Below are 24231 nucleotides of genomic sequence, written 5' to 3' on the forward strand. Positions count from 1 at the left end.
CTCTGGTGACCTCTCAGGTGGAGGCGTGGTGACGCAGGGTCGCCGCCGCGGCGGCCAGCAGGACCAGGAGCAGGACGATCGCCATGAAGACCTGCCCGTGCAGGCCGAGAACGAAGACGGTCCGGCCGGCGAACTCCGGGTCGTAGGTGGCGGTGCCGGGGAACAGGAGCGCGCCGATCATGCCGAGCCAGGGGACGGCCAGGATGGCGGCGGCGTGCAGCAGGGAGTTCCGGCCTCGCCGGAGGGCGAGGGCCAGCCCGATGATCCCGAGGAGCACGGTCATCACCATGTACTGGGCGTCGTGGAACTTGGCGTGCGGCGGCCAGGCCGGGTTGAAGGCGTGTTGTGCCGCGAGGTCGGGGATCACCAGGTCGGCCAGCACGGCGCCGACCGTGGTGATCACGGCGACCAGGACGATCAGGATTCGGGGGAGGGGCATCACGTGCATTCCTCTTAGAGCATCTAGTTTACTTAGAGGCATTAAGTAAACATAGATGCCCTAGGATGTCAATCGCACGGCGCCCGATGCCGGGTCTAGCCGGGGGGCGTGAGGCGTTGTAGCTGGCCCGTGTGGATGCTGCTCACCCATTCCCAGCCGGGCTTGGCCGACGGGCCCACCCGCGGGTCGCCGGGGTCCTGGCCGTCGCGCAGGGCGAGCACGTACGCCCGGTCCAGCTCGATCCGTGCCCGCGCCTGATCGGCTCCGCCGACCGACCCGTGGCCGGGGACGAGGGCGTCGACGTCGCCCGCCACGCCCTCCAGCAGCCGCAACGCCGCGAGGTAGTCCTCGATCGGGTCGGCGGTGCCGTCCAGGTCGAGCATCGGAACCAGGACGTCGGAGAGCATGTCGCCGGCGACGAGAACCCCGCGGTCTTCGACGAACAGCGCCGCATGGCCCGGGGCGTGCGCCCGATGCTCGATGATCCGGACTCGGGGGCCGTCCCAGGGGATCTGCGCCGTTTCGGCGGGGAGGGCGGTGATGAGCCCGTACAGGTCGAGCGGGACCTGGTCGGCGATGCCGGTCGGCTCCAGGTGGGCGGTGATCTCGGCCTTCGCGCCCGGGTCGGACAACTGGTCGCGGACGGCGGCCGCGCATCGGGCCGTACCGTAGCGAGGGGCCGCGCCGAACAGCGGGTGCCAGAGCAGGTGATCCCAATCCGGATGCGTCGAGAAGCCCGCCACGACGGGCTGCCCCAGGTCGGACAGGTCGCTCGCGAGGCAGGTCATCTCGCCGCCCGTGATCCCGGGGTCGATGAGCAACACGCCTGCGCGGCCTTGCACGACAATGGCGTTGCTCTGGACGAACTCGCTCTCGTGGACCAGCACACCCTCGGCGATCCGCGTCAGCACGGGCTCGCCTCCTTCACATCCTGGAGGGCGTAGCGGTGCATCGTGACGCCGTGCTCGAACGTTCGCTGCTCGATCAGGTCGAGATCGATCGGCATGTCGTAGTCGTCGAAGAGCGGCCTGCCGAAGCCGAGGATCGCGGGGTGGGTCCAGAGGAGCAGTTCGTCGAGCAGCCCGGCCCTGAGCAGTTGTGTCGCGAGCGTCGCGCCGCCCACGCTGATGGTGCCGTCGGTCCCGGCCCGCAGGGCGGCGAGCCGCTCGATCGCGTCGTCTCCGCCGATGATCCGGGTGTTGTGGCCGGCGCCGCGCCGGGTGCGTGAGACGAGCACCTTGGGCTTGGCGGTCCAGAGCTCGCCGTACTCACGCATGTAGTCCGGCAGCGACGCGTCCTCGGAGGTGCCGGGCCAGGACTCCTCCATGAGCTCGTAGTAGACCCGGCCGTGGACCATGAGCGCGAGCGCCCGCGTCCGCGCGTTGGCCTCGCGGTGCATGTCCTCGTGGAGGCGCAGCCACTCGCCGGCGCCGTTGTCCCCGGGGACTTGCTCGATCCGCAGGTCGAGGGACACGTTCATCGAATAGACGAAGCGGCCCATCGTCCCCCCTTTCCCAAGAGTGCTTGCATTTTGCAATCACTATAATCAGGGCGAAGTGCCTGTCAAGGAGGAGTCGTGGAACCTCGGTCCGGGTGTCCGGTCAACGCCGCCGTCGAAGTGCTCGGAGATCGCTGGTCGTTGCTCGTGCTTCGCGACATCATCTTCGGCGACCGCCGCTACTTCCGGGCGCTGCTCACCGGGTCGATCGAGGGCATCGCCTCGAACATCCTCGCCGACCGCCTCGTGCGGCTCATCGACGCGGGGATCCTCACCCGCGGCACCGCGGTCCGGGGGCAGCGCGCTCGCTACAGCCTCACGGAAGCCGGCATCCAGACCCTCCCGATCATCTACGCCCTCGGCAACTGGGGCCTCGACTGGCGCCCCGGCAGCGACGGGCTCCGGAGCCGGCAGCAGCTCATGCGCGACGAAGGTCCGGCGTTCATCGAGGAGCTCATGGACGAACTCCGCACCCGCCACCTCGGCGCCCCGCCGAAGCCGCACGACGGTCCCAGCCCGCTCGAACGTCTCGACGCCGCCTGCGCCGCGCGAGAACACGCCGATTGACAACTGCGGGAGCGCCTACGTCGGCAATGGCCACGCGGTCCCGTCGCCGCGGGGGCCGGTGGGGGAGCGGGTCAGGTGGACGGCGGGCCGTTGGCGGTGGCGACGGTCTGGTACCAGTGGCCGGAGGCCTTGACGGTTCTGCGCTTGGTCTGATGGTCCACGTGGACAAGGCCGTAGCGCAGTCCAGCCCGGCGTGGTTGACGGTGCCCGTGCCCTCGGGTAGCACCCGGGCCCAGCTGATCCCGAAGTTGTGGGAACCGAGCCTGAGCCGGCGCATGAGCCGCAGGTCGTCGCGGTAGTGCCGGTAGAAGTCGGGTCCGTCCTCGACGGTCTCGCCCGTCGTCACGTTGCCGGGCGAACGTGACCAGGGGTGCCAGATGGAAGGGCCGCCGCCGTCGGCGAGCGGCGCTCCCTCGTTCTGAACGCCGTTGGTGCCCGCGCCCCACAGGAAACCTCGCGGGAAGGCGTAGCCGAGGGATGGGTCCACGTGCTGCATTTCGGTCATCATCTCCTTCTGGGAAGGAATCACGACCCAGACGTTAACCCTGGAAGGCACTCCTTCGCCTATGGCAGGTTGGCGATGCCGCCGAGGATGAGGGCGATGCCGGCGAGGAACTGCTCGCGGTCATCGTGCTCGCGCATCTGGCCGCTGATGGCGTGCATGAACGGGTAGCCGGCGGGGTCGAGTTCCTGCCACGCCGTCGACGTCGCCTCGAAGAACTTCTCGCGGTCGGTCTCGGCGTCTGGGGGGTCCCCTCCCATGCCGGTCTGGCTGACGGCGCCCAGGATGTAGTGCACGAGCGTCGAAGCCGCGACGAACCAGATGGCGTGCGGCACGCCCAAGGCGCGCACCTGCCGGCCGATCTTCTCGAAGATCCCCACGGTCACCGGGCCCCACGGGTTGCGGGTGAGCTGTACGGCCAGCCGAGTCGCCAGCCACGGGTGTACGGCGACCGCGTCGAACAGGCCCAGCGCCACGACCCGGATCTCGTCCTCGGGCGTGGCCGGAGTCCGGGAAGGTTCGGTGGCCAGGGCGGCGGCGACGACGGTTTCGGTCGCGGTGTCCAGCAGCTCGTCCCGGGTGCCCACGTGGTAGTAGATCGCCCCGGATCCGGTGGCAAGGCGCTCGGTCAGTGCCCGGACGGTCAGCCCGCCCTCGCCGCCCGCGTCCAGCAGTTCGATGGCGGTATCGATGATCTGCTCGCGGGAGAGCACCTGTCTGCGCCGCTCGGTCCGGCGCGCTCGCGTTGCCATGTCCCGCATTCTGCCACCTTGGAGCGCTGAACCAAGTTGGTATAGTGTTCCAACATGGAACAGCGCACCAAAGATGCAGTCACGATCATCGGCGCCGGGCTCGGCGGACTCACGCTGGCCCGCGTCCTGCACGTCCACGGCATCCCGGCCGAGGTCTACGAGGCGGAGGCCTCGCTGGAGGCACGGTCGCAGGGCGGGATGCTCGACATCCACCACTACAACGGGCAACTCGCCCTTGAGGCGGCCGGTCTGATGGAGGAGTTCCGCGCCATCGTGGTGGAAGGCCGCCAGGCGATACGCGGTCTGGCGCCGGACGGCGCCGTACTGTTCGAGAAGGCCGACGACGGCACGGGCGGCCGTCCGGAGGCGCAGCGCGCGGACCTGCGGCGGATGCTGCTGGACGCGCTCCCGGAGGGCACCGTCCGGTGGGGCCGTAAGGTCACCGGCGCCAGGAGCCTCGGCGGCGGCCGCCACGAGGTGATCTTCGCCGACGGCGGCAGTGTCACCACGAGTCTGCTGGTCGGCGCGGACGGCGCCTGGTCGCGGGTCCGCCCGCTGCTGTCGGAGGCGGTGCCCGAGTACGCCGGCACGTCCTTCGTCGAGACCTACCTGTTCGACGCCGACACGCGGCACCCGGCCGCCGCGAAGGCGGTCGGCGGCGGCATGATGCTCGTCCCCGCGGAGGGGGAGACGATCACCGCTCACCGCGAACGCGGCGACACCCTGCACGCCTATGTGGAGCTCACCAGGCCGCTGGCGTGGTTCGACGACATCGACTTCGCCGATCCTGCCGCGGCCGTCACGCGGGTGGTGGCGGAGTTCGACGGCTGGGCGCCCGAGCTCACCGCGCTGATCACCGACACCGACACCCGGCCGGTCCTGCGCCCGCACCACGCCTTGCCCCACCCGCACCGGTGGGACCGGACACCCGGGGTGACCCTCGTCGGCGACGCCGCCCATCTGCTGGCGCCCAACGGCGAAGGAGCCAATCAGGCCATGTACGACGGCGCCGAGCTCGGCAAGGCTCTCGCCGCCCATCTCGACGACGTCGAGGCCGGTCTCGCCGCGTACGAGCAGGCCATGTTCACCCGCATGAGCCAGGCCGAGGAGGAGACGGCCAAGCACCTGGAGGAGACGTTCGGCGACCTGATCCGCGCCACCGCTACCCCGGGCAGTCTCTAGGGTCGACGCTCTGCCCCGCACCGACGACGGAGATCCGGGCAAGGCCCTCCTGCAGCGCGGCGGTGGTGCACACGATCTGCCGGACGGCCAGCGGGGACAGTTCGTCGCCCGGGGTGGACGGGTTCAGCACCAGGTGGCCGCCCGGCTTGACGGTCGCCGCGATCGGGCCGATGCCGGGCGGGACGTCGGTGGTGAGCCCGCGCGCTCGTTCCTCCGCGGTGGGGCCCTCCGCCAGCAGCGCGAGGGTGTCCGTCAGGAACATCGGACGGATACGCGGCCGCGTCACCACACTGAGCCGGCCGTCCTTGACCAGGTAGAGCGTCATCGTCTTGGTCTGTGCCACGCCTCCGCTCGGCGGCTCGCCGGCGGAGATGGGGTCGCTGGGCCGTACGCCGCAGCCGGCCACGGCGACGAGCGACACGAGGCCGGCGGCCAGCACGCGGCGGGAGAGCCCGGCCCTCATGCGGAGTCTCCTTCCGGATCGGGTGCCCGGCGCGGCAGGCGCAGGGTGAACAGGGCGCCGCCGTCCGGGGCGTTGGTGACGGTGAGGTCGCCTCGGTGCAGGCGCGCGTTCTCCATCGCGATGGCCAGGCCGAGGCCGCTGCCCTCGGACCTGGCCCTGGCCGCGCTGGCCTTGTAGAAGCGGTCGAACGCGTGCGGCAGCACCGCTTCGTCCAGCCCCGGCCCGTGGTCGCGTACCTGCAGAGTGATCCAGTGCGGGTCGGCGGAGAGCCGTACCGACACCGGTGGCGCGCCGTGCCGCAGGGCGTTGCCGACCAGGTTCGCGAGGATGACGTCCACCCGGCGCGGGTCCAGCCGGGCCGTCACCGCGGGTGGAAGCTCGGTGTCCACCTGCTCCGTCCAGCCTCGGGCACGCAGGGTCGCGGGCACCAGCTCGGCCACGTCGACCTCGTTCAGCGTGAGGGCCGCGACGCCGGAGTCGAACCTGCTGATCTCGATGAGGTCGTTCACCAGCTCGGTGAGGTTGAGCGTCTCCTGGCTGACCAGCCGTGCGGCCTTGCCGGCGGTCTCGGGCAGCCGGGCCGCCTCCTCGTCGAGGATCTCGGCGACCGCGGCGAGCGCGGCCAGAGGGGTGCGCAGCTCGTGGGAGACGTCGGCCACGAACCGGCGCGCGTCGGCCTCCATCTCACGCAACTGCGTGACGTGCTGTTCCAGCTCCGCGGCGGTGTTGTTGAACGTACGCGCCACGTCGGCCAGCTCGTCGGAGCCGCTGACCGCGATCCTGGTCCGCAGCTCGCCCTCGCCCAGCAGGCGTGCCGCCCGGCCGAGTTCGCGCACCGGGCGCAGCACGCTCCGGGTGGCCAGCAGCGCGAGCAGGACCGCGAACGCCATGGCCGCGCCGCCGATGAGCCAGGAGTTCATGGCGAGCCGGTCGATGCTGCGTTGTTCGGGAAGCAGGCTGCGCGTGGTGTAGATCTCGATGCCGGAGTTCCGCGTCCCCTCCTGCTCGACGATCAGCAACGGCGCGCCGATGATCAGGAAGGGCTTGCCGTCCCGCACGACGCGTTGCCACGCGATGGCGCCGCCGGCCACTTCCTGCCGGAGCCCCCGTGAGATGTCCCCGGGACCCAGGGCGGGCGGCATGTTCCCGCCCGGCCCCGTGCCCCACGGCGGGCCGGGCGGGGCGCCGGGTGGTGGGCCCTCCGGCGGGCCGGCCTGCGCGTACGCCTTCTGGTAGAGGACGAGCGTGGAGCTGTTTCTTTCTGTCATGGTTTCGGCGATCCTGCCGAGCTCGGTCTGGTCCGGCGTCGACGTCCGCAGCGGGAAGAGCGCCTCCAGGCGGCCCTTCATCGCCTGCAGCGCGGCGTCCTGGGCCCGCTGCAGGATGTCGTTGCGGGCCTGGACGTAGATCCCGCCGGCCACCGCCGCCGTGGTGACCACGCACAGCAGCGCGAACGCGGACAACAGCCGGGCACGCAGCCCCAGACTCGGCCGAGGCGTCATCGGCGGCTCACACCGGCCCGAACCGGTACCCGAACCCCCGCACCGTCTGCACGTAGACGGGCGCCGCCGAGTCGTCCTCGATCTTCGCGCGCAACCGCTGCACGCACGCGTCCACCAGCCGCGAGTCACCGAAGTACCCGTGCTCCCACACCGAGTCCAGCAGTTGCTGGCGGCTGTGCACCCGGCCCGGAGTACCGGAGAGTTCGAGCAGCAGGCGCAGCTCGGCCGGGGTGAGCCTGACCGGCACGCCGCGGTTGGCGACCACCAGCCCGGCCCGATCGATGGTCAGGTCCCCGTGCCGCTCCAGCTCCGCCTGGTCCCGGCCGATCCGCCGGAGAATCGCGCGGATGCGCGCCTCGAGCACCCTGGGCTGCACCGGCTTGACCACGTAGTCGTCGGCGCCCGCCTCCAGCCCCGCCACCACGTCCATGTCGTCGCCGCGAGCGGTCAGCATGATGATCGGTATCTCCCCGATGGCCCGGATGCGGCGGCAGACCTCGAACCCGTCCATGCCCGGCAACATCAGGTCGAGCACGACGACGTCGGGAGGGTCCGTACGCAGCCGGTCCAGCCCTTGCTCGCCGGACTCCACCGCGCCCACCCGATGCCCGTGCCGGGTCAGGGCCAGCTCAAGGCCCTCCCGCACGGCCGGGTCATCCTCGATCAACAACACTCGCGACACGCCGCCGAGTACCACAGCACGCTCCGTAACTCGTCCGCCGGTCAACTCCATCCACTGTCGGCCGGTCATGTCCCCGGCTCGTCCGCGCCATGTCATGGTTGTGTCACGGTCCCGCCGGCGGTGGCCGCCGTCGTCAAACGGTGACAAACGACAGACGACGCACACACATTCGGCGCCAATCGTAGTTCGTCATGAACGAACCACGCACCATCCCATCCCGGCCCCGAGATCGGCTGTTCGCCGTGGTCACGCACGTGCTCGCCGTACTCCTGCTGCCCGTGGCGCTCGCCCGCGACCCCGGCCGGGCCCGCGAACTGGCCTGCGGCTGGGCGTTGCGGATGCGCTTTCCCGCCGAGGACCTCACCGGGCTCACCGAGGGCGCCCTGGCGGCGTTCACCGCGGCGCGCACCGAGGCGTTCTGGCGTCACGGCCAGCTCATCGGCCTCACCTCGGGACACCGCGATCCCGTTGTCCAGCAGCGGATGTTCGACGACGAGGTACGCCGCACCGGCTCCCCGGCCCTGGCCCGCATGCTCGTGCTGCCACCGGCGGAATCCTGCCACGTCAAGGGCATCGCGCTGGACGTACGCCCCCACGAGGGCGCGCACTGGCTGGAGGAGCACGGCGCCCGCTACGACCTCTACCGCATGTACGACAACGAGTGGTGGCACTTCGAGCACCACCCGGAGCGCCGCGGCATACCACCACGACGACGGCCCCACCCCGGCGTGGCCCACATGAGCGGGAACGGGAACCGGTATGTCAGCGGGGAGTAACGAACTGCTGGGACGCCGCCTGCGAGCGGCACGCGAGACGGCGTTCGTGGGGCGCGAGGAAGAGCTCGCGGTCTTCACCACGGCGTTGTACGGCGGCGGCACCAGCGTCCTGTACGTGCACGGTCCCGGCGGCATCGGCAAGACGGCCCTGCTACGGCGATTCGCCCGCGAGGCCGCGGCGGCGGGCCGGCCGGTGTCCATGGTGGACGGGCGCGTGCCGGATCTCCGCGAGACGGACGCGGTGCTGCTCGTCGACGACTTCGAGCGCCTGCAAGGCTTGGAGGAATGGCTGCGCGAGCGGTACCTGCCGCGGCTGCCCGTGGGAGCGCTGGTGGTGATCGCGGGTCGCAACCCGCCGGACCTGCGGTGGCAGGTGGATCCCGGATGGACGGGGGCGCTGGAGGTGCTGCCGCTGCGCGACCTGCGGCCCGGAGACGCGCGGGCCCTGCTGGACTCCAGCGGGGTGCCCGCCGAGTCGCGCGAGCCGCTGCTGGCCTTCGCCGGTGGCCATCCGCTGGCGCTGCTGCTCGGGGCGGCCGTGGCGGTGAAGGACGGCGGGCGGTGGACGCCGGATCAGGCCATGGTGGCCACGTTGCTGGATCACCTGGTGGGCGAGGTGCCTTCGGCGGCGCACCGGCACGCTCTGGAGATCTGCGCGCACGCGCACACCACCACGGAAGACCTGCTGCGCGCGGTCGTGCCGCAGGACGCCGGGACGTTGTTCCGGTGGTTGCGGCGGTCGCCGTTCATGCGGTCGGGCCGGCTCGGCCTGTTCCCGCATGACGTGGTGCGGGAGGCCCTGGAGGCGGACCTGCGATGGCGCGATCCCCAGGGGTACGCGGCGATGCACGACCGCGTCCATGCGCACCTGTCGGACAGGGTGCGCACGGTGAGCGACGCGGACGTGCCCGGCGCGGTGGCGGCACTGCTCTACCTGCACCGCGACACCAGGGCGCCGGACGAGGGCCGGTTCCGGGAGGAGCCCTTGCGGGAGGAGGACGTCGGCACGCTGCTCCGGGTGGCGGCCGGAGCGGAGAGCGCCGTCTTCTGGGCCGAACGTCAGCCGGAGGCGTTCCGGCTGTATCGACGGACCGGAACCGGCGAGCCCGTGGCTTTCTCCGCGTGGCTGCGGCTGGCGGAACTCGACGAGGAGGAGCTGGCGGCCGACCCCGTCGTGGCCATGGCGTGGGCGCACGCGCGTGCCACCACGCCGTTGCGCGCCGGTGAGCATCTGGCGATCAGCCGGACGTGGGCGCTGCCGCCGTATCGCGGGAACTCGCCGGTGATGGACCTGATCCAGTGCCGGGCGATCGGCAACTGCCTGCGGTCCGAGCGGATGGCATGGTCCTTCCTGGAGCACGCGGAGCGCCTCGGGATGCGGGAGATCTCCGATGACGCGCACACCCTGTTCGCTCACGACTGGCGCGCGGTTCCGGCGCGGGCGTGGCTGGAAGGAAGGAACCAGCGGCCCACCGTCGCGACACTGGAGGTGCTGTCCCAGGCGGAGTTCGCCGAGGCCGTCCGCCAGGCGTTGCGCCGGCTGCCGCGCAAGGACGCGCTGGCCGACTCCCCGCTGACGCGCACCAGGCTGATCGCCGGGCGGGCCGGGGAGAACCCGGCCACCGCCCTGGGCGACGTGCTCCGCCAGGCGATCGACGACCTGGCTGAGGACCCGCGCTCGGCCAAGCTCCACCGGGCGCTGTCCGTCACGTTCCTGCGCGGCACGCCCACCCAGGAACTGGCCGCGGAACGGCTCGGCCTCCCGCTCACCACCTACCGCCGCCATCTGAGCGCCGGCATCGAACGCGTCCGCGCCGGCCTGTGGCACCGGGAGCTGTATGGCACCTGAATCGCCGTTCAGTCGGCGAGCGCGAAGCCGGCCGCCGCCTCCGCGTGCAGCCGGGCGCTGGGCAACACCGCAATGGGGCTGTCCTTCTCGCCGATCAGCAGCTCGATCTCCGTACAGCCCAGGATGACGCCTTCGGCGCCGTCATCCGCGAGGTCATCGATGATCTTCCTGTACGCCTCCCTGGACGAGTCACGGAGCACCCCGCGCACCAGTTCGTCGAAGATCACGCGATGGACCAGTTCCCGCTGCTCACGCCGGGGGACGACCACGTCGAGACCGTGGGCGGCCAGCCGGTCGCGGTAGAAGGGCTCCTCCATGGTGAACCGGGTGCCCAGCAGGCCGACCCTGCGCATGCCCCTGGCACGGATCTCGGCGCCCAGGGTGTCGGCGATGTGCAGCACCGGGACGCTCACCGCCCGCTCCACGTCGTCGCTGACCCGGCTGAAGGTGTTGCTGCAGACGAGCAGGAGGTCGGCGCCGAGCTCCTCCAGGCCGCGGCCCGCACCGGTCAGCAACGTGCTCACCTCCTCCCAGCGGTCGGCGAAGATGAGATCCTCGACGGTCGTGTAGTCGACCGACCAGATGAGGCTGTTGGCGGAATGGCTGCCGCCGAGCCGCTCGCGTACCCGCTGGTTGATGATCTGGTAGTAGACCACCGTCGACTCCCAGCTCAGCCCGCCGATGAGACCGATCGTGCGCATGGAACTCCGTTTCACTGAATCGCCAGGGCCCGGGCGCAGACACCGAGGCCGATCTCGCTGGAGGCCTTGACGAACACCACGTCCCCCGGTTCGAGAAGCGCGGTGGCCAGCCTGATCGCATCGGCCACGTCATCGGCGGTGTGGACGGCCACGCCCTGGTCCGAGGACTCCGCCGCCTCCGCCAGCGCGAGCGGATCCCCCGCTCCGACCGCGATCAGCACGTCGAAGCGGAGGCCGGCGACCAGCCGGCCGATCTCCGCGTGCCGGGCGCGCGAGGCCTCCGCCTGCTGTCCCATCGCGCCGAGCACGGCGACGGTACGGCGGGCGCCGGCCAGCGCCTTCACCGCCCGCAGCCCGGCCCGCATGGATTCGGGGCTGGCGTTGTAGGCGTCGTTGACGACGGTGACGCCGTCCGGTCGTTCGACGATCTCCAGCCGGCCCGCCGAGCGCCGCCGGGCGGCGTTCAGCCCATCGGCGATCTCGGCGGCGCCCAGGCCGAGCGCGGTGGCGACGGCGGCGGCGGCCAGGGCGTTGCCCACCTGGTGCTCGCCGATGAGACCGAGCTCGACCGCGGCGCGGCCGGACGGCGTCACCAGCTCGAACGCGGCTCGCGCGCCATCGGTCATCCGCACGTCTTCGGCTCGCACCTGTGCCTCCGGCGCCCTGCCGTACAGCAGAATCGTGGCCTTGGTGCGACCGGCCATGCCCATGACGTACGGGTCGTCGGTGTTGAGCAGGGCGAACCCGTCCGCCGGAAGCGCCTCGACCAGCTCGCCCTTGGCCTCGGCCACGTCGGCGGGCCCGGTTCCCAGACGTTCCACGTGCGCGCTGCCGACATTGAGCACCAGCCCGACCTGGGGCGGCGCCAGCCCGGTCAGGTACGTCAGGTCGCCCTTGCGGCCCGCGCCCATTTCCAGCACCAGGTATCGGGTGGTGGCATCGGCGCGCAGCACGGTGAGCGGCAACCCCAGCTCGTTGTTGAACGACCGGTCGGTGGCGACCGTCGCGGCGTGCCGTTCGAGCACCTGGGCCAGCAGGTCCTTGGTCGTGGTCTTGCCCACGGAGCCGGTCAGGCCGATCACGGCCGGGCTGATCTGTTCGAGCAGGTGCTTGGCCAGCAGGCCGATCGCGAGCTGGACGTCCTCGACCACGAGGGCGGGCACGCCGACGGGCCTTGAGGCCAGCACGGCGACGGCGCCCGCCGCGACGGCGCCGGCCGCGTAGTCGTGACCGTCGACGTGGGCGCCCACCGTAGCGACGAACAGGCCGCCGGGCACCACCTCACGGGAGTCGACCGCCGAGGGCGCCGTCACCGTCGCCCGCGGGTCGGGCACGTCACACAGGCGGGCGCCGACGACCCGCGCGATCGTGTCCAGGGTCATGGGGATCATGAGCCGCTCCTGGCGAACGCGAGGTCGATGAGCTGGCGCAGCAGGTCGGGGTAGGGGACGCCGCTCGCGGCCCACGTCCTGGCGTAGACAGAACGGGCGGTGAAGCCGGGCATCGTGTTGATCTCCAGCACGTACAGGCGTCCCGTGCCCTGCTCGTAGAGGAAGTCGACACGGGACAGGCCGTAGCCGCCGATCGCCCGGAAGGCGCGCAGGGACAGCTCACGCACGTTCTCGGCCACCCGTTCCGGCAACTCGACGGGGATGGTGGCGATCTCGGCCTGGCTGAGGTACTTGGCCTCGTAGTCGAGCCACTCGCCGGGCACGATGAGCTCGCCGGGCACCGAAGCGTCCGGAGTGTCGTAGCCGCCGAGCACGCTGCAGATGAGCTCGCGCGCGCTCACCTCCTGCTCGACGATGACCACCCGGTCGTAGGCCAGCGCCAGATCCACGCCCGCGCGCAGTTCCTCCATGGAGGTGACGCGGGAGATGCCGATGGAGGAGCCCATGGCGGCCGGTTTGACGTACATCGGCCAGTCGAGCGACTTCACCAGATCCCAGGAGTCGGTGGTGGTACGCCATTCGTGCTCGGTGAACCACACGTGCGGAGTGACCGGAATGCCCTCCGCCAGGAAGGCGCGCCGCATCGCGACCTTGTCCATGGCCACGGCGGAGGCCAGGACGCCGCAGCCCACGTACGGGATGCCCAGCGTCTCCAGGTGGCCCTGGATGACGCCGTCCTCGCCGAACGGCCCGTGCAGCGCGGGAAAGACCACGTCCACCCGATCGCGTCGCAGCTCCACCGGCCACCTGCCCTGCCGGTCGATGATGACGGCGACGGGGTCGTACAGATCCTTCGGCAGGGCGTCGAGGACCGCGTGCGCCGACTGCAGCGACACCTCACGCTCCGCGGACGGCCCTCCCGCCAGTACGGCCACGCGTACGCGTTCAGTCACGATCTGATCAGCCTTCCTCAGGGACACGGAGACAGCGCCGGCGCCTCGGTGTTCGGCGTCGCCGGCTCAGCCTGCCGAGTGTCGAGCTTTCGGCCGGCCAGTTCCCAGGCCATTCGCCGTCCAGTTCCTGACCAAAACGCTCAGGGCTCGACCCGCTTCCGGCCAGGCGGAGCCATGTCCGCCGCGGCCCCTCGGCCCGTGAGCGGCTGGGCGCACGACCTTTGACCGGGGGGAACATGCCCGACGCTGATTGACCGGGTTCTGCCCCGTCCACGGAACCCGGTCACCCGACAGAGGCGCCCGCCGGCCGCCCCCACCTAACGTCGCCCGCATGGAACGGACTGAGACGGTACGGGCGACCCGCCGGGAGTGGATCGGGCTGGCCGTGCTGGCCCTGCCCACCCTCCTGCTGTCCCTGGATGTGAGCGTGTTGTTCCTGGCGCTGCCGCACCTGAGCGCGGACCTGTCGCCGAACGGCGCCCAGCTGTTGTGGATCATGGACGTCTACGTGTTCATGAGCGCCGGGTTCCTGGTCACGATGGGTGCGCTCGGCGACCGGATCGGGCGCAGGCGCCTGCTGGTCGCCGGCGCCGCCGCGTTCGGCGTGGCCTCGATCCTCGCCGCGTACTCCACCAGCGCGGAGCTGCTCATCGCCGCCCGCGCCCTGCTCGGGATCGCCGGCGCGACGCTGATGCCGTCCACGCTGTCGCTGATCGGCACGATGTTCGGCGACGCCAGGCAGCGCGGGATCGCGATCGGTGTCTGGATGGCGTGCTTCTCGGCAGGGACCGCGCTCGGTCCCGTGGTGGGCGGGGTGCTGCTGGAGTACTTCTGGTGGGGTTCGGTGTTCCTGCCGGGCGTGCCGGTCATGGCGTTGCTGCTGGTGGTGGCGCCGGTGCTCCTGCCCGAGCAGCGGCCCGGCGCGGCCGGGCGGCTGGACCTGCCCAGCGTGGCGCTGTCGCTCGCGGCGACCCTGCCGGTCGTCTACGGGGTCAAGAAGGTGGCCGAGCGAGGTCTGGGGGCGGAGCCGCTGCTGGTGGCCGCGGCCGGGCTCGCCGTGGGCGTGATCTTCGTCCGCAGGCAGCGCAGGCTGGCGGATCCGCTGCTGGACCTGCGGTTGTTCGGGCATCGCGCGTTCGGTGCCGCCCTGGCGCTCCTGCTGCTGAGCATGATCGCGCTGAACGGCACGGAGTACTTCCTCGCGCAGTATCTCCAGCTCGTCGAGGGGCTGTCGCCGCTGCGCGCCGCGCTGTGGATCGTGGTGCCCGCGCTGGGCATCATCGCCGGTTCGCTGCTGGCCCCGGTGCTCGCGCGCCGGGCGGGCCCGGTGGTCGTGGTGGCGGCGGGGATGGCGCTCGCGACGGCCGGGTTCCTGGCCATCGCACAGGTGGACGACACGTCGGGCGCGGCCTTCACGGTGGCCGGGTTCACCGTGGCCTTCTTCGGCGTCAGCCCGGCCATGGTCCTGGGCACGGACCTGATCGTCGGCGCGGCGCCGCCGGAGAAGGCGGGCTCGGCCGCGGCCATGGCGGAGACCGGCGCCGAGCTCGGGGCCGCTCTGGGGATCGCGCTGATGGGCAGTGCCGGCGCTGCGGTCTACCGCGCGGGCATCGCGGGTACGGCGGCGCCTGCCGTACCGGATGGGCTGCTGGAGGGTGTGGCGCGGGAGGCTTTCACGCGAGGGCTGAACACGGTCGCCGGCCTCAGCGCGGGGATCATGGTGTGTCTGGCGGTCGCGGCGGTTCTGCTGCGCCGGGTCCGGGCCGAGGGGTGAGGTCGAGTCCGGCGAGTTCGGTACGGGAGGAGATGCCGAGTTTGGGATAGGCGTTGGACAGGTGGTAGCCGACGGTTCTCGGGCTGAGGAACAGGCGGGCGCCGATGGCGCGGTTGCTCAGCCCGCCGGCGGCCAGCCCGGCCACCTGGAGTTCCTGCGGCGTGAGGCGTCCGACCAGGTCGGCGGCGTCCTGCCGGGCCGGGCGGCTCTCTCCGGCCGCGCGCAGTTCGGCGCGGGCCCGCTCGGCGAACAGCGCGGCCCCGAGGTGCTCGAAGATCGCGAGCGCGGTACGCAGGTGGGGGCGGGCGTCGGTGCGGCGCCGCTCACGCCGTAGCCACTCGCCGTACAGCAGCCGGCTCCGTGCCTCTTCCAGCGGCCGTCCGGCGCCGTGTTCGTGGAGTTCGACGGCACGGACGTAGTGACTCTCCGGGTGGTCGCCGGCCAGCGCCCGGCAGCGCGCCGCGACGGCGGCGGCCCAGGTGTTGCCGGAGTGCGCGGCCCAGCCGGCGTACCAGTCGCGGGCGGCGGCGGCCTGCTCGGGCCGTCCCGCACGGGCCGCCGCCTCGATCACGTCGGGCAGCGCGAAGAGGGTGAACGGCAGGTGCGCGGCGTCCTCGATCGTCCCCTGCTCGGCGAGGACGTCGTCGTGGCGGCCGAGCCCGAGCGCGAGCAGGCTCGACGCGCCGGAGGTCAGGACCGTTCCGAGGCCGGGCCGCTGCGCGCGGCAGCCGGCGATCAGCGCCCGGCACCGTTCCTCGTCGCCCTGGAGGGCGGCGAGGTCGGCCAGCAGGCTGACCAGGTAGATCTCGCTCATCCGGTGGCCGGTGTCGCGGGCGATGCGCAGGCCCTCCTCGGCGTTGGCGAGGGCGTCGTGCCGGTGGCCGAGCAGGATCTGGAAACGGCTCAGGGCGCACAGTGCCAGCGGCAGCACCCCGATCGCCCCCTGTTCCCGGCAGGCACGCACCAGATCGCCGGCCAGGCGCAGGCCGCCGGCGTCGTCGCCCAGCGCCCAGTACCAGGAGGGGACGAGCGCCGTCTCGCGCAGCTGTGACGAATCGGCGAGGCCGGTCAGCTCGCGCAGCGCGCGTACCCCGTCGGCGATGTCGCCGCCGAACCCGATGGCCATGCGCGCCAGGGCGGCGGCTCTGCGGGCGTGGGGTGCGCGGCGGCCCATCCGCTCCGCGGTCTCGCGTACGGCGGGCAGGTCGCCGGCCACGATCGCGGAGTCGACCGCGCGGAAGAGCAGCGAGTCGGCCAGTTCGGCGTCGAGGCCCGCCGCGAGCCCGGCCGAGGTCAGGATCCGCCGGGCGGAGGCGGGACGGTGGTGCTCGTCGGCGACGGTGGCGCGGATGGCGGCGGCCCGCGCGAGCATCACCGGGTCGGCCCCGGACTCGGTGGCCCGTGCGGCGAGGGCGCCGGCGTGGTCGAGGCGCCCCGCGTCGGTGGCCGCCTCGGCGGCGGCGAGCAGCAGCCGCCCCCGCCTGCCGCGGTCCTCGCTCAGGGCGGCGGCCCGCTCGTAGGCCGCGGCCATCGCCGCGTAGCCGCCGCGGGCGCGGGCGCGTTGCGCGCTGTCCTCCAGCAGGGTGGCGACGTGCTCGTCCGGTCCGGAGCTGATCGCGGCCAGATGCCACGCGCGCCGGTCGGCGTCGGCGGCGCCGAGCGTCTCCGCCAGCGCGCGGTGCGCCTCCAGGCGCAGGGCCAAAGGAGCGCTCTGGTACGCGGTCGCGCGTACCAGCGGATGCCGGAGCGTCAGGCGCCCCTCGGTGAACAGCAACAGGCCGGCCTGCTCGCCGGGCGCCACATCCGTGAGGGAGGCGCCCAGCCGCGCCGCCGCGCCGAACACCACGGCGGCGTCCGCGGTGTCGTCGGCCGCGGCCACCACCAGCAGCCGTCGTGTGGCCGCCGGAAGGTCCGCGATCCGGTGGGCGAAGGCCCGACGCAGCCCGTCGCCGGGTCCTCCGGCGGGTGGCGGGCCGTCGTGGAGGTCCACCGGGAGTTCCAGCAGCGCGAGCGGATTGCCTCGTGCCTCGTCCAGGATCTGGTCCCTGACCTGCGGCGCGAGACCGGCGGCGCGCTCGGCCAGCAGGCTCGCGGCGGCGTCGCGGTCCAGTCCGCCCACGGTCAGCTCGGGCAGGCCGGGCGCGGGGAACCCCGACGGGTGCTCGTCACGGGCGGCGAAGATCATCGTGATGCCCTCGGCGTGCAGCCTGCGTGCCGCGAACAGCAGGACCTCGGCGGAAGCGTGGTCCAGCCAGTGGGCGTCGTCGATCAGGCACAGCAGAGGGCCGCCCTCGGCGAGGTCGGCGAGCAGGGTCAGCACCGCGAGGCCCACGAGGAACCGGTCGCCGTCCGCGCCCGTGCCCAGCCCGAGCGCGGCGCGCAGTGCGGCGGCCTGGCGTCCGGGCAGCGCGTCCACGCGGGCGAGGTACGGGTGCAGGAGGAGGTGCAGGCCCGCGAACGGCAACTCGCTCTCGGACTCGATGCCGGTGCCGCGCAGGACCCGCGCGGTTCCGGCGGCGTCGACGGCGTGCCGGAGCAGCGCCGACTTCCCGATGCCTGGCTCGCCGCGCAGGACCAGCGCTTCGCTGTGCCCGGACCGGGCGCCCGCCACCAGCCGCTCGATCACGGCGGTCTCCCGCTGCCTCCCCCAGAGCATGACGAACAACCTACTGCTCCCCGGAGAACGGGCAGAGCTACAGACGCCCCGTCCGGCGGCGATCCTGCCAGACGAGCCCCATCGCATGCGAACGCTCACTCCCGTGAGCGCGTCGATCAGCCGGCGATCCACGCCGGTTCTTCCCCCGTCACGTTTCCGCTCACCAGGTGACCGGAAGGGCCTGCACGTTGTGTGAGACCGAGTTGACGCGGAACACGACGTCCTCCCTGGGTACGGCCAGCCGCAGGCCGGGAAACCTGCGCAGCAGCGCCGGGAAGGCGATCCGCATCTCCGTCCTGGCCAGGGGCGCGCCGATGCAGTGGTGGATGCCGTGGCCGAACGCGATGTGCGACACGGTCTCGCGGGTGATGTCGAAGACGTCGGGCTTGCCGGCGAGCGTGTGGTCACGGTTGGCGATGGCCAGCGAGCAGACGACCGCGCTGCCCGCCTTGATCAACCGGCCGCCCAGGGTCACGTCCTCGGTCGCGGTCCTGATGATGGGGATGCTCACGACGGACAGGTAGCGCAGCATCTCCTCCACCGCCTGTTCCACGGCTCCGGGCCGGTCGCGGACCAGGTCGGCCTGTTCGGGATGGTCGAGCAGGAGCAGCGTGCCGAGGCCGAGCATGGCGGCGGTCGTCTCGTGTCCGGCCAGGAGCAGCAGCGCGCCGATCCCGGTCAGTTCCTCGTCGGTGATCTCGTCGCCGTGCTCGCGTACCAGCATGCCGAGCAGGTCGTCGCCGGGGTCGGCACGCTGGAGGGCGACCAGCTTGGCCATGTAGGCACGTGACTCGGCGGAGATGGCGACCCTCTCCTGGACGCCGCGCCGGAAGTCGAGCTGGGCGCTGCTGCGCTCCTGGAACTCGGCGCGGTCTTCGTACGGGACGCCGAACAGCTCGCAGATCACCAGGGACGGCAGCGGCAGCGCGAACGTCTCGATCACGTCGACGGGCCCGCCGCCGCTCTCCATGGCGTCGAGCAGGTCGTCCACGTATCGCTTGATACGCGGCACCAGGGCGTGGATGCGCCTGACGGTGAACTCGGGGGTCAGCAGGCGGCGCAGCCGGGTGTGCTCGGGAGGGTCCTCCTCGATGAACCAGCCGGGAGATCTCATGCTGAGCCGGGCCGCGGACTCCTCGCCCAGGGACGCGGCCTGCGCCCCGCCGGTGCTGCTGAACAGGGCGGAGTCGCTCAGGACCCGGCGTACGTCCTCGTGGCGGGTGACGAGCCAGGCGGGCATGGACTGGAGGCCGATCGGCAGCCGGTACTCGGCGACGGGGGCCTCGTCGCGGAGCTGGTAGAGGGTCTCGCCGGGGTGGTAGCCGTCGCGTTGCACGTGGAGGGCCATGGACTGTCCTTTTCTCGCACGAACATGAGTGAGAGTCGACTCTCGTTTATGGCTGATTTCGACGGTAGCACAACTGGGAGCCAACTCTCACTAAGGTAGGATGGGCGCCGTGAACGCCGAAGCTCCGCGCAGGCTGCGCGCCGACGCCGCCCGCAATGTCGAACGCATCATCGTCGCCGCGCGTGAGGTCTTCGCCGAGCAGGGCGCGGAGGCGCAACTCGACGACATCGCGCGACGGGCGGGGGTGGGACAGGCGACGCTCTATCGCCACTTCGCCAACAAGGAGGACCTGATCCTGACGATCGTCAGGCGCAGGTTCGACGAGGACGTCGAGCCCGCCATGCACCGGGCGCTGGCCGACCCCGATCCCTGGTCGGGCATCGTGCTGCTGCTCGAAACGGTGCTGGAGGTGGCGGCGGGGGAGCGGGCGACGTTCGCCGCGGCGAGAGGTCCCGCGGCCTTCCTCGGGCTCGCCTCGCAGTACTTCGACTCGCTGGCGGTACTGCTCGGCCGCGCGCAGGAGGCGGGGCTGGTGCGCGCCGACCTGACGGGGGAGGACGTGCCCAGGTTGTTCACGATGCTCGTGGCGGTGCAACGGCTGGGCAGCGACCCCGGAGACCTGCTCATCGGCGCCAGGAGCCTGGGCAGCGAGCCCAATGAGGGGTGGCGGCGCTACCTGGTGCTCCTGCTGGACGCGCTGCGCCCCGCCGCCGCCAGCCCGCTACCTCCGCTGACGACGCGGACCTCTCCTCTGTAGGGCGTTCGGGCGGCCAGCGCCATCCGTCTCGTGGCTTCCTCCTTGCACAATCGAATGCGTTGCTCAGCGGTGAGCGGGATCCCGCCGGGAGCGGCTCCACAGCAGAGCGTCTGTCATCTCCCGGCGATGACCAGGCGGAACCAGGGAAACAGCACCGTCCCGCTGATCACGCGCTGCGCCTGGATCGCGAGTCCGGCGGCGGCCAGGTGGCGGGACAGGCCGTCGGGGCGTGGGCGGGCGCCCAGGCGGCGGGGCGGTGGGTGGGTGAGGTCGGCGTAGGCGAACACCCCGCCGGGGGCGAGCACGCGGGCGATCTCACGCAGCCCGGCGGCCAGGTCGTGCCAGTGGCGGCAGCTCAGGGTGGCGGTGACCACGTCCGCGCCGGCGTCGGCGAGCGGCAGCCGTTCCGCCCGCGCCCGCACCAGCCCGGAACCGGACGGGCAGGGGCGGGCGGCCGCGAGCATGGCGTGGGCGGCGTCCACCCCGATCAGGCGCGCGTCCGGATAGCGCTCGCGCGCCCGCCGGAGCAGGCGCCCGGTGGCGCAGCCCACGTCCACCAGCACGCCGGGCGGCGGCCGATGGTTGTCGAGCAGGTCCAGCAGGGCGGCCTGCACCGGCTCGCTCACGGCGGCCGGCAGGCTGTCGTCGTAGCCTGCCGCCCAGCGTTCGAACCGCCCCATGCCTTTTAGTTTCAGGTACGGCGGGCGATCGCGGTGATCAGCGGCTGGACCAGTTTGGCGGCCAGCGGCCCGAAAGCGGCCAGGATGAGGACGTAGGCGGCGGCCAGCGGCCCGAGGTCGGGGTGCGCTCCCGCGGCGACGGCCAGTCCGGCGATGACGATGTTGAATTCGCCGCGGGGGATGAGGGCGATGCCGGCGCGGGCTTGGCCGGCTTTGGCGATCCCGGCGCGGCGGGCGGCGTAGGCGCCGGTGAGCAGTTTGGTGATCATGCTGACGACGGCCAGCAAAATGGCCAGCCCGGCGACGGGCAGGATGGCGGCGGGGTCGGTTTGCAGGCCGAAGAAGACGAAGAAGACGGCGGCGAACAGGTCGCGTACCGGGGCGAGCAGGGTGCGGGCTTCGTGGGCGAGTTCGCCGGACAGGGCGATGCCGACGAGGAAGGCGCCGACGGCGGCGGAGACCTGGAGTTTGGTGGCGATGCCGGCGACCAGGAGCGCGAGCCCGATCACCTTGAGAAGCAGGACCTCGCTGGAGGGGCTGGCGACGAACTTCTCGATGAGGCGGCCGAAGCGCAGCGCGATGAGCAGGACGACGCTGACGGTCGCCAGCGCGATGCCGACGGTCACCGCGCCGCCGGCGAAGCTGACTCCGGCCAGCATGGCGGTGAGGATGGGCAGGTAGAGGGCCATCGTGAGGTCTTCGAAGACCAGGAGCGACAGGACGACGGGGGTTTCCCTGTTGCCGATCCAGCCCAGGTCGGACAGGACTTTGGCGGTGATGCCGGAGGAGGTGGCGTAGGTGACGCCGGCCATGGCGACGGCGGCGACGGGGCCCCAGCCGAGCAGCAGGGCGGCGATCGCGCCGGGCGCGGCGTTGAGCACCAGGTCCACGAGGCCGGCGCGGGCGTTGCTGCGCAGGGAGGAGACGAGCTCGGAGGCGTTGTATTCGAGGCCGAGGGTGAGCAGGAGGAGGATGACGCCGATCTCGGCGCCGGTGGCGATGAACTCGCCGCTGGTGGCCAGGGGGAGGATGCCGCCTTGGCCGAAGGCGAGACCGGCCACGAGGTAGAGGGGGATGGGGGAGATGCCGGCCCGTACCGCTAAGGCGCCGAGTACGCCGAGGCCGAGGATGATGGCGCCGAGTTCGAGGATGAGGATGGCGGTGTGGTGCACGCGGTGTCTTTTCTATCCGGTGGCGAGGATCTCGGCGACCGCCGCGGTGGACTCGGCCGTGCCGACGACGACGATGACGTCGCCGGCCAGCAGGGCGAGGTCGGGGGCGGGGCTGGTGATGACCCGGCCGGCGCGGACGACGGCCACGATGGAGGCGCCGGTGCGGGTGCGCACGCGCGCGTCACCCATCTGCCGGTCGGAGTACGGGCTTTCGCCGGTGATCGGCAGCTGGACGCTGACCAGGCCTTCGACCTGCTTGTGCAGCTGGTTGAGGCGCTGGACGATGCGGGGCGCGCCGAGGAGTTCGGCCAGGGCGTCGGCCTCGTCGTCGTTCAGGACGATGTCCTCGCAGGCGCTGTCGGGATCGTCGGGGTCGTAGATGATCAGGTCGCGGCGGCCGGTGCGGTGGGAGACCACCCCGATCCTGCGTCCCGCGTGGGAGGTGAACTCGTGTTTGAGCCCGATGCCCGGCAGCGCCGTCTGCTCGATCTCCATGGGGGTCTCCGTTCTCGATAGCGGAAGGGGTGGTCCGCTTGTGGGCTGCGTTCGCGGAGGTTCGCAGGTACGTAGACTATCGAAATGATCATTAATGGCCGGAACTCGGGCGCGAGGACGGACAGCCGTGATCAGCGCGGTCTTGTCAGTTCTCCGGAAAGCCAGTCGGCGGCCGCCGTCAGCCAGTCCGGGCGGGCGTTGCCGAGCAGGTGGTCGCCGTGCGGAACGTGCAGGTACCGCCCGCGTGACGCCAGGCGGGCCAGCGGCTCGCCGTTGGTGACGCCGGGGATGACGTCCTGGCCGCCGTCGATCACCAGCAGCGGGCAGGTGATCCGCGGGGCGAGGCCGGACAGGTCCACCTGCTCGGCGAAGCGGCGGGCCGCGTCTTCGCCGCCGGCGCGTTGGGTGAGCAGGTCGCGTACCGGGGGCGGCAGGGTGTCCCAGTCCAGCCGGAACGGGCCGCTGACCGTGACGGCAGCCGCGACGCGGCGTTCCATGGCGGCGCTTTCCGCGGCGTAGTAGCCGCCGAGGCTGAGTCCGACGAGCCCCACGCGCTCGGCGCCGAGCGCGTCGACGACCTGCGCGATCACGTGGTGGTAGTCGGCGCGGACGGTGGTGGTGGCGGTGAGCGTGCCCTGTCCAGGCCCGTCCATGGCGAACACGGCCATGCCGCGGCGCAGCAAGGCGTTGACCACGTCGTGGAACTCCTCCTTACCGGAGTCCAGCCCGGGGACCACGATCGCGGTGGCCGTGGCATCGGCCGGGCCGCGCAGCCAGCCGGTGAAGGTCGTGCCTTCGATCCGGCGCGCGTCCGGCTCCAGCAGGTCCAGCGCGCGGCCCATGGCGGTGTCCGCCTCTGCGGCCGCCAGCGCGCGCTCGTTGTTCGGCCCCAGGGTGGCGAAGTGGAACCAGCGCGCCGCGTCCTGGAGGTGTCCGGCCGCTGAGATCGCCGTTCCCGCCCGCGCCGCGCGGGCCAGGTGCCCGCGCGCGGCGCTCATGAAGGCTTGACCCCATTGGTCCAGGCCGGCCAGCTCGGCGGCGACACGCTGGTACTCGTGCGGGTCCAGCCCGGCTCCGGTCGCGCGCGACAGGTTGGCGGCGGCGAAGTCCGCTGCGTTCATCGTGATGCTCCGATCGTGAGGACGGCCTTGCCACGGATCCGGCGTTCCCGCAGGTCGATCAGGACGTCCGCGGTCCGGCTCCAGTCAGCGGTGCGGCCGATCTCCACGTGCAGGCGCCCGCCGGCCACCAGTCGCAGCAGGGTGGCCAGGTCGCCGCCGTACGGGCCGCCTGCGTAGTGGAAGTGCCGGATCACGGCGTTCTCCGGCCCGGCGAGCAGGTCGAAGAAATCCACCGTCGCGGGTGAACGGCCGGCCTGGCCGAACCAGATCAGCGTGCCGCCGGGGACCAGCCTGGCCAGCGCGTCCGCGAGCACGCCGCCGCCGGTGGACTCCATGACCACGTCGAACGGCCCCTCCGCGGCGGCCACGTCGTGCACGATCGCCGCGGCGCCCAGCTCGCGCAGGCGCGCGCCGCGCTCGGCGGTGGCGCTCACCGCGGTCACCTCCGCTCCGGCCGAGGCGGCCAGCTCGGTCAGATAGTGCCCGACTCCGCCGGAGGCGCCGGTCAGCAGGATCCGCCTGCCGGCGACGGCGCCTGCCGTACGGAGGAGCCGGAGCGCGGTGATCCCGGCCAGCGGCAGGGCGGCAGCCTGGACGGTGGTGATCTCGTTGGGCAGGACGGCGACGGAGTGGGTGGGCACCGCCGCGTACTCGGCCCAGCCGCCCATCGCCGGATGGCCTGCCACGCGGGTACCGGCCGGCGGCCCGGAGCCGTCGGCGGCGGCCTGGACGACCAGGCCGGCGACGTCCTTCCCGGGTGTCAGGCCGGGTTCCGGCTCTTCCAGCAGGAACGTCTCCCCGCGATTCGGCGAGAACGCCTCGACCTTGATCAGCACCTCGCCCGGGGCGGGCGTGGGCTGAACGTCCTGGGCGAACTCCACCGGCCGCGCCACATCTCCCGTAGGGATCAATCTACGCATGCGGCCATAAAACCGTCATCGGGGTCGGGTGCTCCAACAACGGTCGCGACC

General features: G+C 72.1%; 24 protein-coding genes and 1 pseudogene. 6 read left to right on the plus strand and 19 right to left on the minus strand.

Going from position 1 to position 24231, the window contains the following annotated elements; all coding sequences use genetic code 11:
* Window positions 1–13 precede the first annotated feature (13 nt).
* The 3 genes from ACFWYW_RS41105 to ACFWYW_RS41115 all read right to left on the minus strand — a co-directional run bounded on the left by ACFWYW_RS41105 (window position 14) and on the right by ACFWYW_RS41115 (window position 1940).
* Window positions 14–439 (minus strand): DUF6640 family protein, encoded by a 426-nt coding sequence (locus tag ACFWYW_RS41105; RefSeq protein ID WP_379610857.1) that lies wholly within the window; start codon window positions 437–439, stop codon window positions 14–16.
* 95 nt (window positions 440–534) lie between these two features.
* Window positions 535–1350, minus strand: coding sequence for an MBL fold metallo-hydrolase (locus ACFWYW_RS41110; protein WP_379610859.1), 816 nt, complete (start codon window positions 1348–1350; stop codon window positions 535–537).
* On the minus strand, window positions 1344–1940 hold the full coding sequence (locus ACFWYW_RS41115) for a dihydrofolate reductase family protein (protein ID WP_379610860.1): 597 nt from the start codon (window positions 1938–1940) through the stop codon (window positions 1344–1346). The genes ACFWYW_RS41110 and ACFWYW_RS41115 overlap by 7 nt, the downstream gene beginning before the upstream one ends.
* Before the next feature lie 75 nt (window positions 1941–2015).
* Between ACFWYW_RS41115 and ACFWYW_RS41120 the strand changes: the two genes are divergently transcribed.
* On the plus strand, window positions 2016–2504 hold the full coding sequence (locus ACFWYW_RS41120; protein ID WP_379610861.1) for a winged helix-turn-helix transcriptional regulator: 489 nt from the start codon (window positions 2016–2018) through the stop codon (window positions 2502–2504).
* A 71-nt stretch (window positions 2505–2575) separates the two neighbouring features.
* Here ACFWYW_RS41120 and ACFWYW_RS41125 read toward each other — a convergent pair whose 3' ends face one another.
* The 3 genes and pseudogenes from ACFWYW_RS41125 to ACFWYW_RS41135 form a co-directional block, all read right to left on the minus strand.
* Window positions 2576–2740 (minus strand): family 1 glycosylhydrolase, encoded by a 165-nt coding sequence (locus tag ACFWYW_RS41125; RefSeq protein ID WP_379611133.1) that lies wholly within the window; start codon window positions 2738–2740, stop codon window positions 2576–2578.
* Window positions 2698–3012, minus strand: a pseudogene (locus ACFWYW_RS41130) (family 1 glycosylhydrolase); the annotation flags it as partial. The gene ACFWYW_RS41125 and the pseudogene ACFWYW_RS41130, both read right to left, overlap by 43 nt.
* Before the next feature lie 56 nt (window positions 3013–3068).
* Window positions 3069–3758, minus strand: a complete 690-nt coding sequence (locus ACFWYW_RS41135; RefSeq protein ID WP_379610862.1) for a TetR/AcrR family transcriptional regulator — start codon at window positions 3756–3758, stop codon at window positions 3069–3071.
* Between the two features lie 54 nt (window positions 3759–3812).
* On the opposite strand from ACFWYW_RS41135, the gene ACFWYW_RS41140 reads away from it, so the two are divergent.
* On the plus strand, window positions 3813–4940 hold the full coding sequence (locus ACFWYW_RS41140) for an FAD-dependent oxidoreductase (RefSeq protein ID WP_379610863.1): 1128 nt from the start codon (window positions 3813–3815) through the stop codon (window positions 4938–4940).
* Here ACFWYW_RS41140 and ACFWYW_RS41145 read toward each other — a convergent pair.
* From ACFWYW_RS41145 to ACFWYW_RS41155, 3 genes are read right to left on the minus strand one after another with little or no spacing between them, the layout of a single operon-like run.
* Window positions 4921–5403 (minus strand): hypothetical protein, encoded by a 483-nt coding sequence (locus ACFWYW_RS41145; RefSeq protein WP_379610864.1) that lies wholly within the window; start codon window positions 5401–5403, stop codon window positions 4921–4923. The genes ACFWYW_RS41140 and ACFWYW_RS41145 overlap by 20 nt on opposite strands.
* Window positions 5400–6905, minus strand: a complete 1506-nt coding sequence (locus ACFWYW_RS41150; protein ID WP_379610865.1) for an ATP-binding protein — start codon at window positions 6903–6905, stop codon at window positions 5400–5402. Before ACFWYW_RS41150 ends, ACFWYW_RS41145 begins: the two co-directional genes overlap by 4 nt.
* Window positions 6906–6912: 7 nt before the next feature.
* Window positions 6913–7587, minus strand: coding sequence for a response regulator (locus ACFWYW_RS41155; protein WP_379610866.1), 675 nt, complete (start codon window positions 7585–7587; stop codon window positions 6913–6915).
* Window positions 7588–7778: 191 nt separating this feature from the next.
* Here ACFWYW_RS41155 and vanY-N point away from each other — a divergent pair, with 191 nt between their 5' ends.
* Together vanY-N and ACFWYW_RS41165 are read left to right on the plus strand one after the other, a co-directional pair.
* On the plus strand, window positions 7779–8363 hold the full coding sequence (gene vanY-N / locus ACFWYW_RS41160; protein WP_379610867.1) for a D,D-peptidase/D,D-carboxypeptidase VanY-N: 585 nt from the start codon (window positions 7779–7781) through the stop codon (window positions 8361–8363).
* The gene (locus ACFWYW_RS41165) at window positions 8347–10212 is read left to right on the plus strand and encodes an AAA family ATPase (protein WP_379610868.1); all 1866 of its coding nucleotides are present in this window, start codon (window positions 8347–8349) and stop codon (window positions 10210–10212) included. Before vanY-N ends, ACFWYW_RS41165 begins: the two co-directional genes overlap by 17 nt.
* An 8-nt stretch (window positions 10213–10220) precedes the next feature.
* Here the strand turns inward: ACFWYW_RS41165 and ACFWYW_RS41170 are convergent, their stop codons facing one another.
* From ACFWYW_RS41170 to ACFWYW_RS41180, 3 genes are read right to left on the minus strand one after another with little or no spacing between them, the layout of a single operon-like run.
* Complete coding sequence (locus ACFWYW_RS41170; protein WP_379610869.1) at window positions 10221–10913, minus strand: aspartate/glutamate racemase family protein; 693 nt, start codon at window positions 10911–10913, stop codon at window positions 10221–10223.
* A gap of 11 nt (window positions 10914–10924) precedes the next feature.
* Entirely contained in the window at window positions 10925–12304 is a 1380-nt protein-coding gene (gene murF / locus ACFWYW_RS41175) for a UDP-N-acetylmuramoyl-tripeptide--D-alanyl-D-alanine ligase (RefSeq protein ID WP_379610870.1), read from the minus strand.
* The gene (locus ACFWYW_RS41180) at window positions 12301–13257 is read right to left on the minus strand and encodes a D-alanine--D-alanine ligase family protein (protein ID WP_379610871.1); all 957 of its coding nucleotides are present in this window, start codon (window positions 13255–13257) and stop codon (window positions 12301–12303) included. The genes murF and ACFWYW_RS41180 overlap by 4 nt, the downstream gene beginning before the upstream one ends.
* Before the next feature lie 331 nt (window positions 13258–13588).
* Here ACFWYW_RS41180 and ACFWYW_RS41185 point away from each other — a divergent pair, with 331 nt between their 5' ends.
* The gene (locus ACFWYW_RS41185) at window positions 13589–15031 is read left to right on the plus strand and encodes an MFS transporter (protein WP_379610872.1); all 1443 of its coding nucleotides are present in this window, start codon (window positions 13589–13591) and stop codon (window positions 15029–15031) included.
* Here ACFWYW_RS41185 and ACFWYW_RS41190 read toward each other — a convergent pair.
* Window positions 14973–17687: an AAA family ATPase gene (locus ACFWYW_RS41190; RefSeq protein ID WP_379610873.1), complete on the minus strand. Its 2715-nt coding sequence runs from the start codon at window positions 17685–17687 to the stop codon at window positions 14973–14975. The two genes, ACFWYW_RS41185 and ACFWYW_RS41190, sit on opposite strands and share 59 nt — an antisense overlap.
* 160 nt (window positions 17688–17847) lie before the next feature.
* Window positions 17848–19035 (minus strand): cytochrome P450, encoded by a 1188-nt coding sequence (locus tag ACFWYW_RS41195; RefSeq protein ID WP_379610874.1) that lies wholly within the window; start codon window positions 19033–19035, stop codon window positions 17848–17850.
* Between the two features lie 109 nt (window positions 19036–19144).
* Between ACFWYW_RS41195 and ACFWYW_RS41200 the strand changes: the two genes are divergently transcribed.
* The gene (locus tag ACFWYW_RS41200) at window positions 19145–19792 is read left to right on the plus strand and encodes a TetR/AcrR family transcriptional regulator (RefSeq protein WP_379610875.1); all 648 of its coding nucleotides are present in this window, start codon (window positions 19145–19147) and stop codon (window positions 19790–19792) included.
* A 113-nt stretch (window positions 19793–19905) separates the two neighbouring features.
* Here the strand turns inward: ACFWYW_RS41200 and ACFWYW_RS41205 are convergent, their stop codons facing one another.
* The 5 genes from ACFWYW_RS41205 to ACFWYW_RS41225 form a co-directional block, all read right to left on the minus strand.
* Entirely contained in the window at window positions 19906–20472 is a 567-nt protein-coding gene (locus tag ACFWYW_RS41205) for a class I SAM-dependent methyltransferase (protein WP_379610876.1), read from the minus strand.
* Between the two features lie 11 nt (window positions 20473–20483).
* Window positions 20484–21644 carry a cation:proton antiporter gene (locus ACFWYW_RS41210; protein WP_379610877.1) on the minus strand — a complete coding sequence of 387 codons (1161 nt, stop codon included), beginning with the start codon at window positions 21642–21644 and terminating at the stop codon, window positions 20484–20486.
* Between the two features lie 12 nt (window positions 21645–21656).
* Window positions 21657–22139: a cation:proton antiporter regulatory subunit gene (locus tag ACFWYW_RS41215; RefSeq protein WP_379610878.1), complete on the minus strand. Its 483-nt coding sequence runs from the start codon at window positions 22137–22139 to the stop codon at window positions 21657–21659.
* Between the two features lie 131 nt (window positions 22140–22270).
* Entirely contained in the window at window positions 22271–23260 is a 990-nt protein-coding gene (locus ACFWYW_RS41220; RefSeq protein WP_379610879.1) for an alpha/beta hydrolase family protein, read from the minus strand.
* Window positions 23257–24180: a zinc-binding dehydrogenase gene (locus ACFWYW_RS41225; protein ID WP_379610880.1), complete on the minus strand. Its 924-nt coding sequence runs from the start codon at window positions 24178–24180 to the stop codon at window positions 23257–23259. The genes ACFWYW_RS41220 and ACFWYW_RS41225 overlap by 4 nt, the downstream gene beginning before the upstream one ends.
* Window positions 24181–24231 lie beyond the last annotated feature (51 nt).

The sequence above is a fragment of the Nonomuraea sp. NPDC059023 genome, from assembly GCF_042740095.1.
Lineage (GTDB): Bacteria > Actinomycetota > Actinomycetes > Streptosporangiales > Streptosporangiaceae > Nonomuraea.

Coding starts and splice junctions, on each gene's coding strand:
- ACFWYW_RS41105 (WP_379610857.1), bottom strand. CDS start 439: ATGCCCCTCCCCCGAATCCTGATCGTCCTGGTCGCCGTGATCACCACG.
- ACFWYW_RS41115 (WP_379610860.1), bottom strand. CDS start 1,940: ATGGGCCGCTTCGTCTATTCGATGAACGTGTCCCTCGACCTGCGGATC.
- ACFWYW_RS41135 (WP_379610862.1), bottom strand. CDS start 3,758: ATGGCAACGCGAGCGCGCCGGACCGAGCGGCGCAGACAGGTGCTCTCC.
- ACFWYW_RS41140 (WP_379610863.1), top strand. CDS start 3,813: ATGGAACAGCGCACCAAAGATGCAGTCACGATCATCGGCGCCGGGCTC.
- ACFWYW_RS41145 (WP_379610864.1), bottom strand. CDS start 5,403: ATGAGGGCCGGGCTCTCCCGCCGCGTGCTGGCCGCCGGCCTCGTGTCG.
- ACFWYW_RS41150 (WP_379610865.1), bottom strand. CDS start 6,905: ATGACGCCTCGGCCGAGTCTGGGGCTGCGTGCCCGGCTGTTGTCCGCG.
- vanY-N (WP_379610867.1), top strand. CDS start 7,779: ATGAACGAACCACGCACCATCCCATCCCGGCCCCGAGATCGGCTGTTC.
- ACFWYW_RS41165 (WP_379610868.1), top strand. CDS start 8,347: ATGTCAGCGGGGAGTAACGAACTGCTGGGACGCCGCCTGCGAGCGGCA.
- ACFWYW_RS41170 (WP_379610869.1), bottom strand. CDS start 10,913: ATGCGCACGATCGGTCTCATCGGCGGGCTGAGCTGGGAGTCGACGGTG.
- murF (WP_379610870.1), bottom strand. CDS start 12,304: ATGATCCCCATGACCCTGGACACGATCGCGCGGGTCGTCGGCGCCCGC.
- ACFWYW_RS41185 (WP_379610872.1), top strand. CDS start 13,589: ATGGAACGGACTGAGACGGTACGGGCGACCCGCCGGGAGTGGATCGGG.
- ACFWYW_RS41190 (WP_379610873.1), bottom strand. CDS start 17,687: ATGCTCTGGGGGAGGCAGCGGGAGACCGCCGTGATCGAGCGGCTGGTG.
- ACFWYW_RS41195 (WP_379610874.1), bottom strand. CDS start 19,035: ATGGCCCTCCACGTGCAACGCGACGGCTACCACCCCGGCGAGACCCTC.
- ACFWYW_RS41205 (WP_379610876.1), bottom strand. CDS start 20,472: ATGGGGCGGTTCGAACGCTGGGCGGCAGGCTACGACGACAGCCTGCCG.
- ACFWYW_RS41215 (WP_379610878.1), bottom strand. CDS start 22,139: ATGGAGATCGAGCAGACGGCGCTGCCGGGCATCGGGCTCAAACACGAG.
- ACFWYW_RS41220 (WP_379610879.1), bottom strand. CDS start 23,260: ATGAACGCAGCGGACTTCGCCGCCGCCAACCTGTCGCGCGCGACCGGA.
- ACFWYW_RS41225 (WP_379610880.1), bottom strand. CDS start 24,180: ATGCGTAGATTGATCCCTACGGGAGATGTGGCGCGGCCGGTGGAGTTC.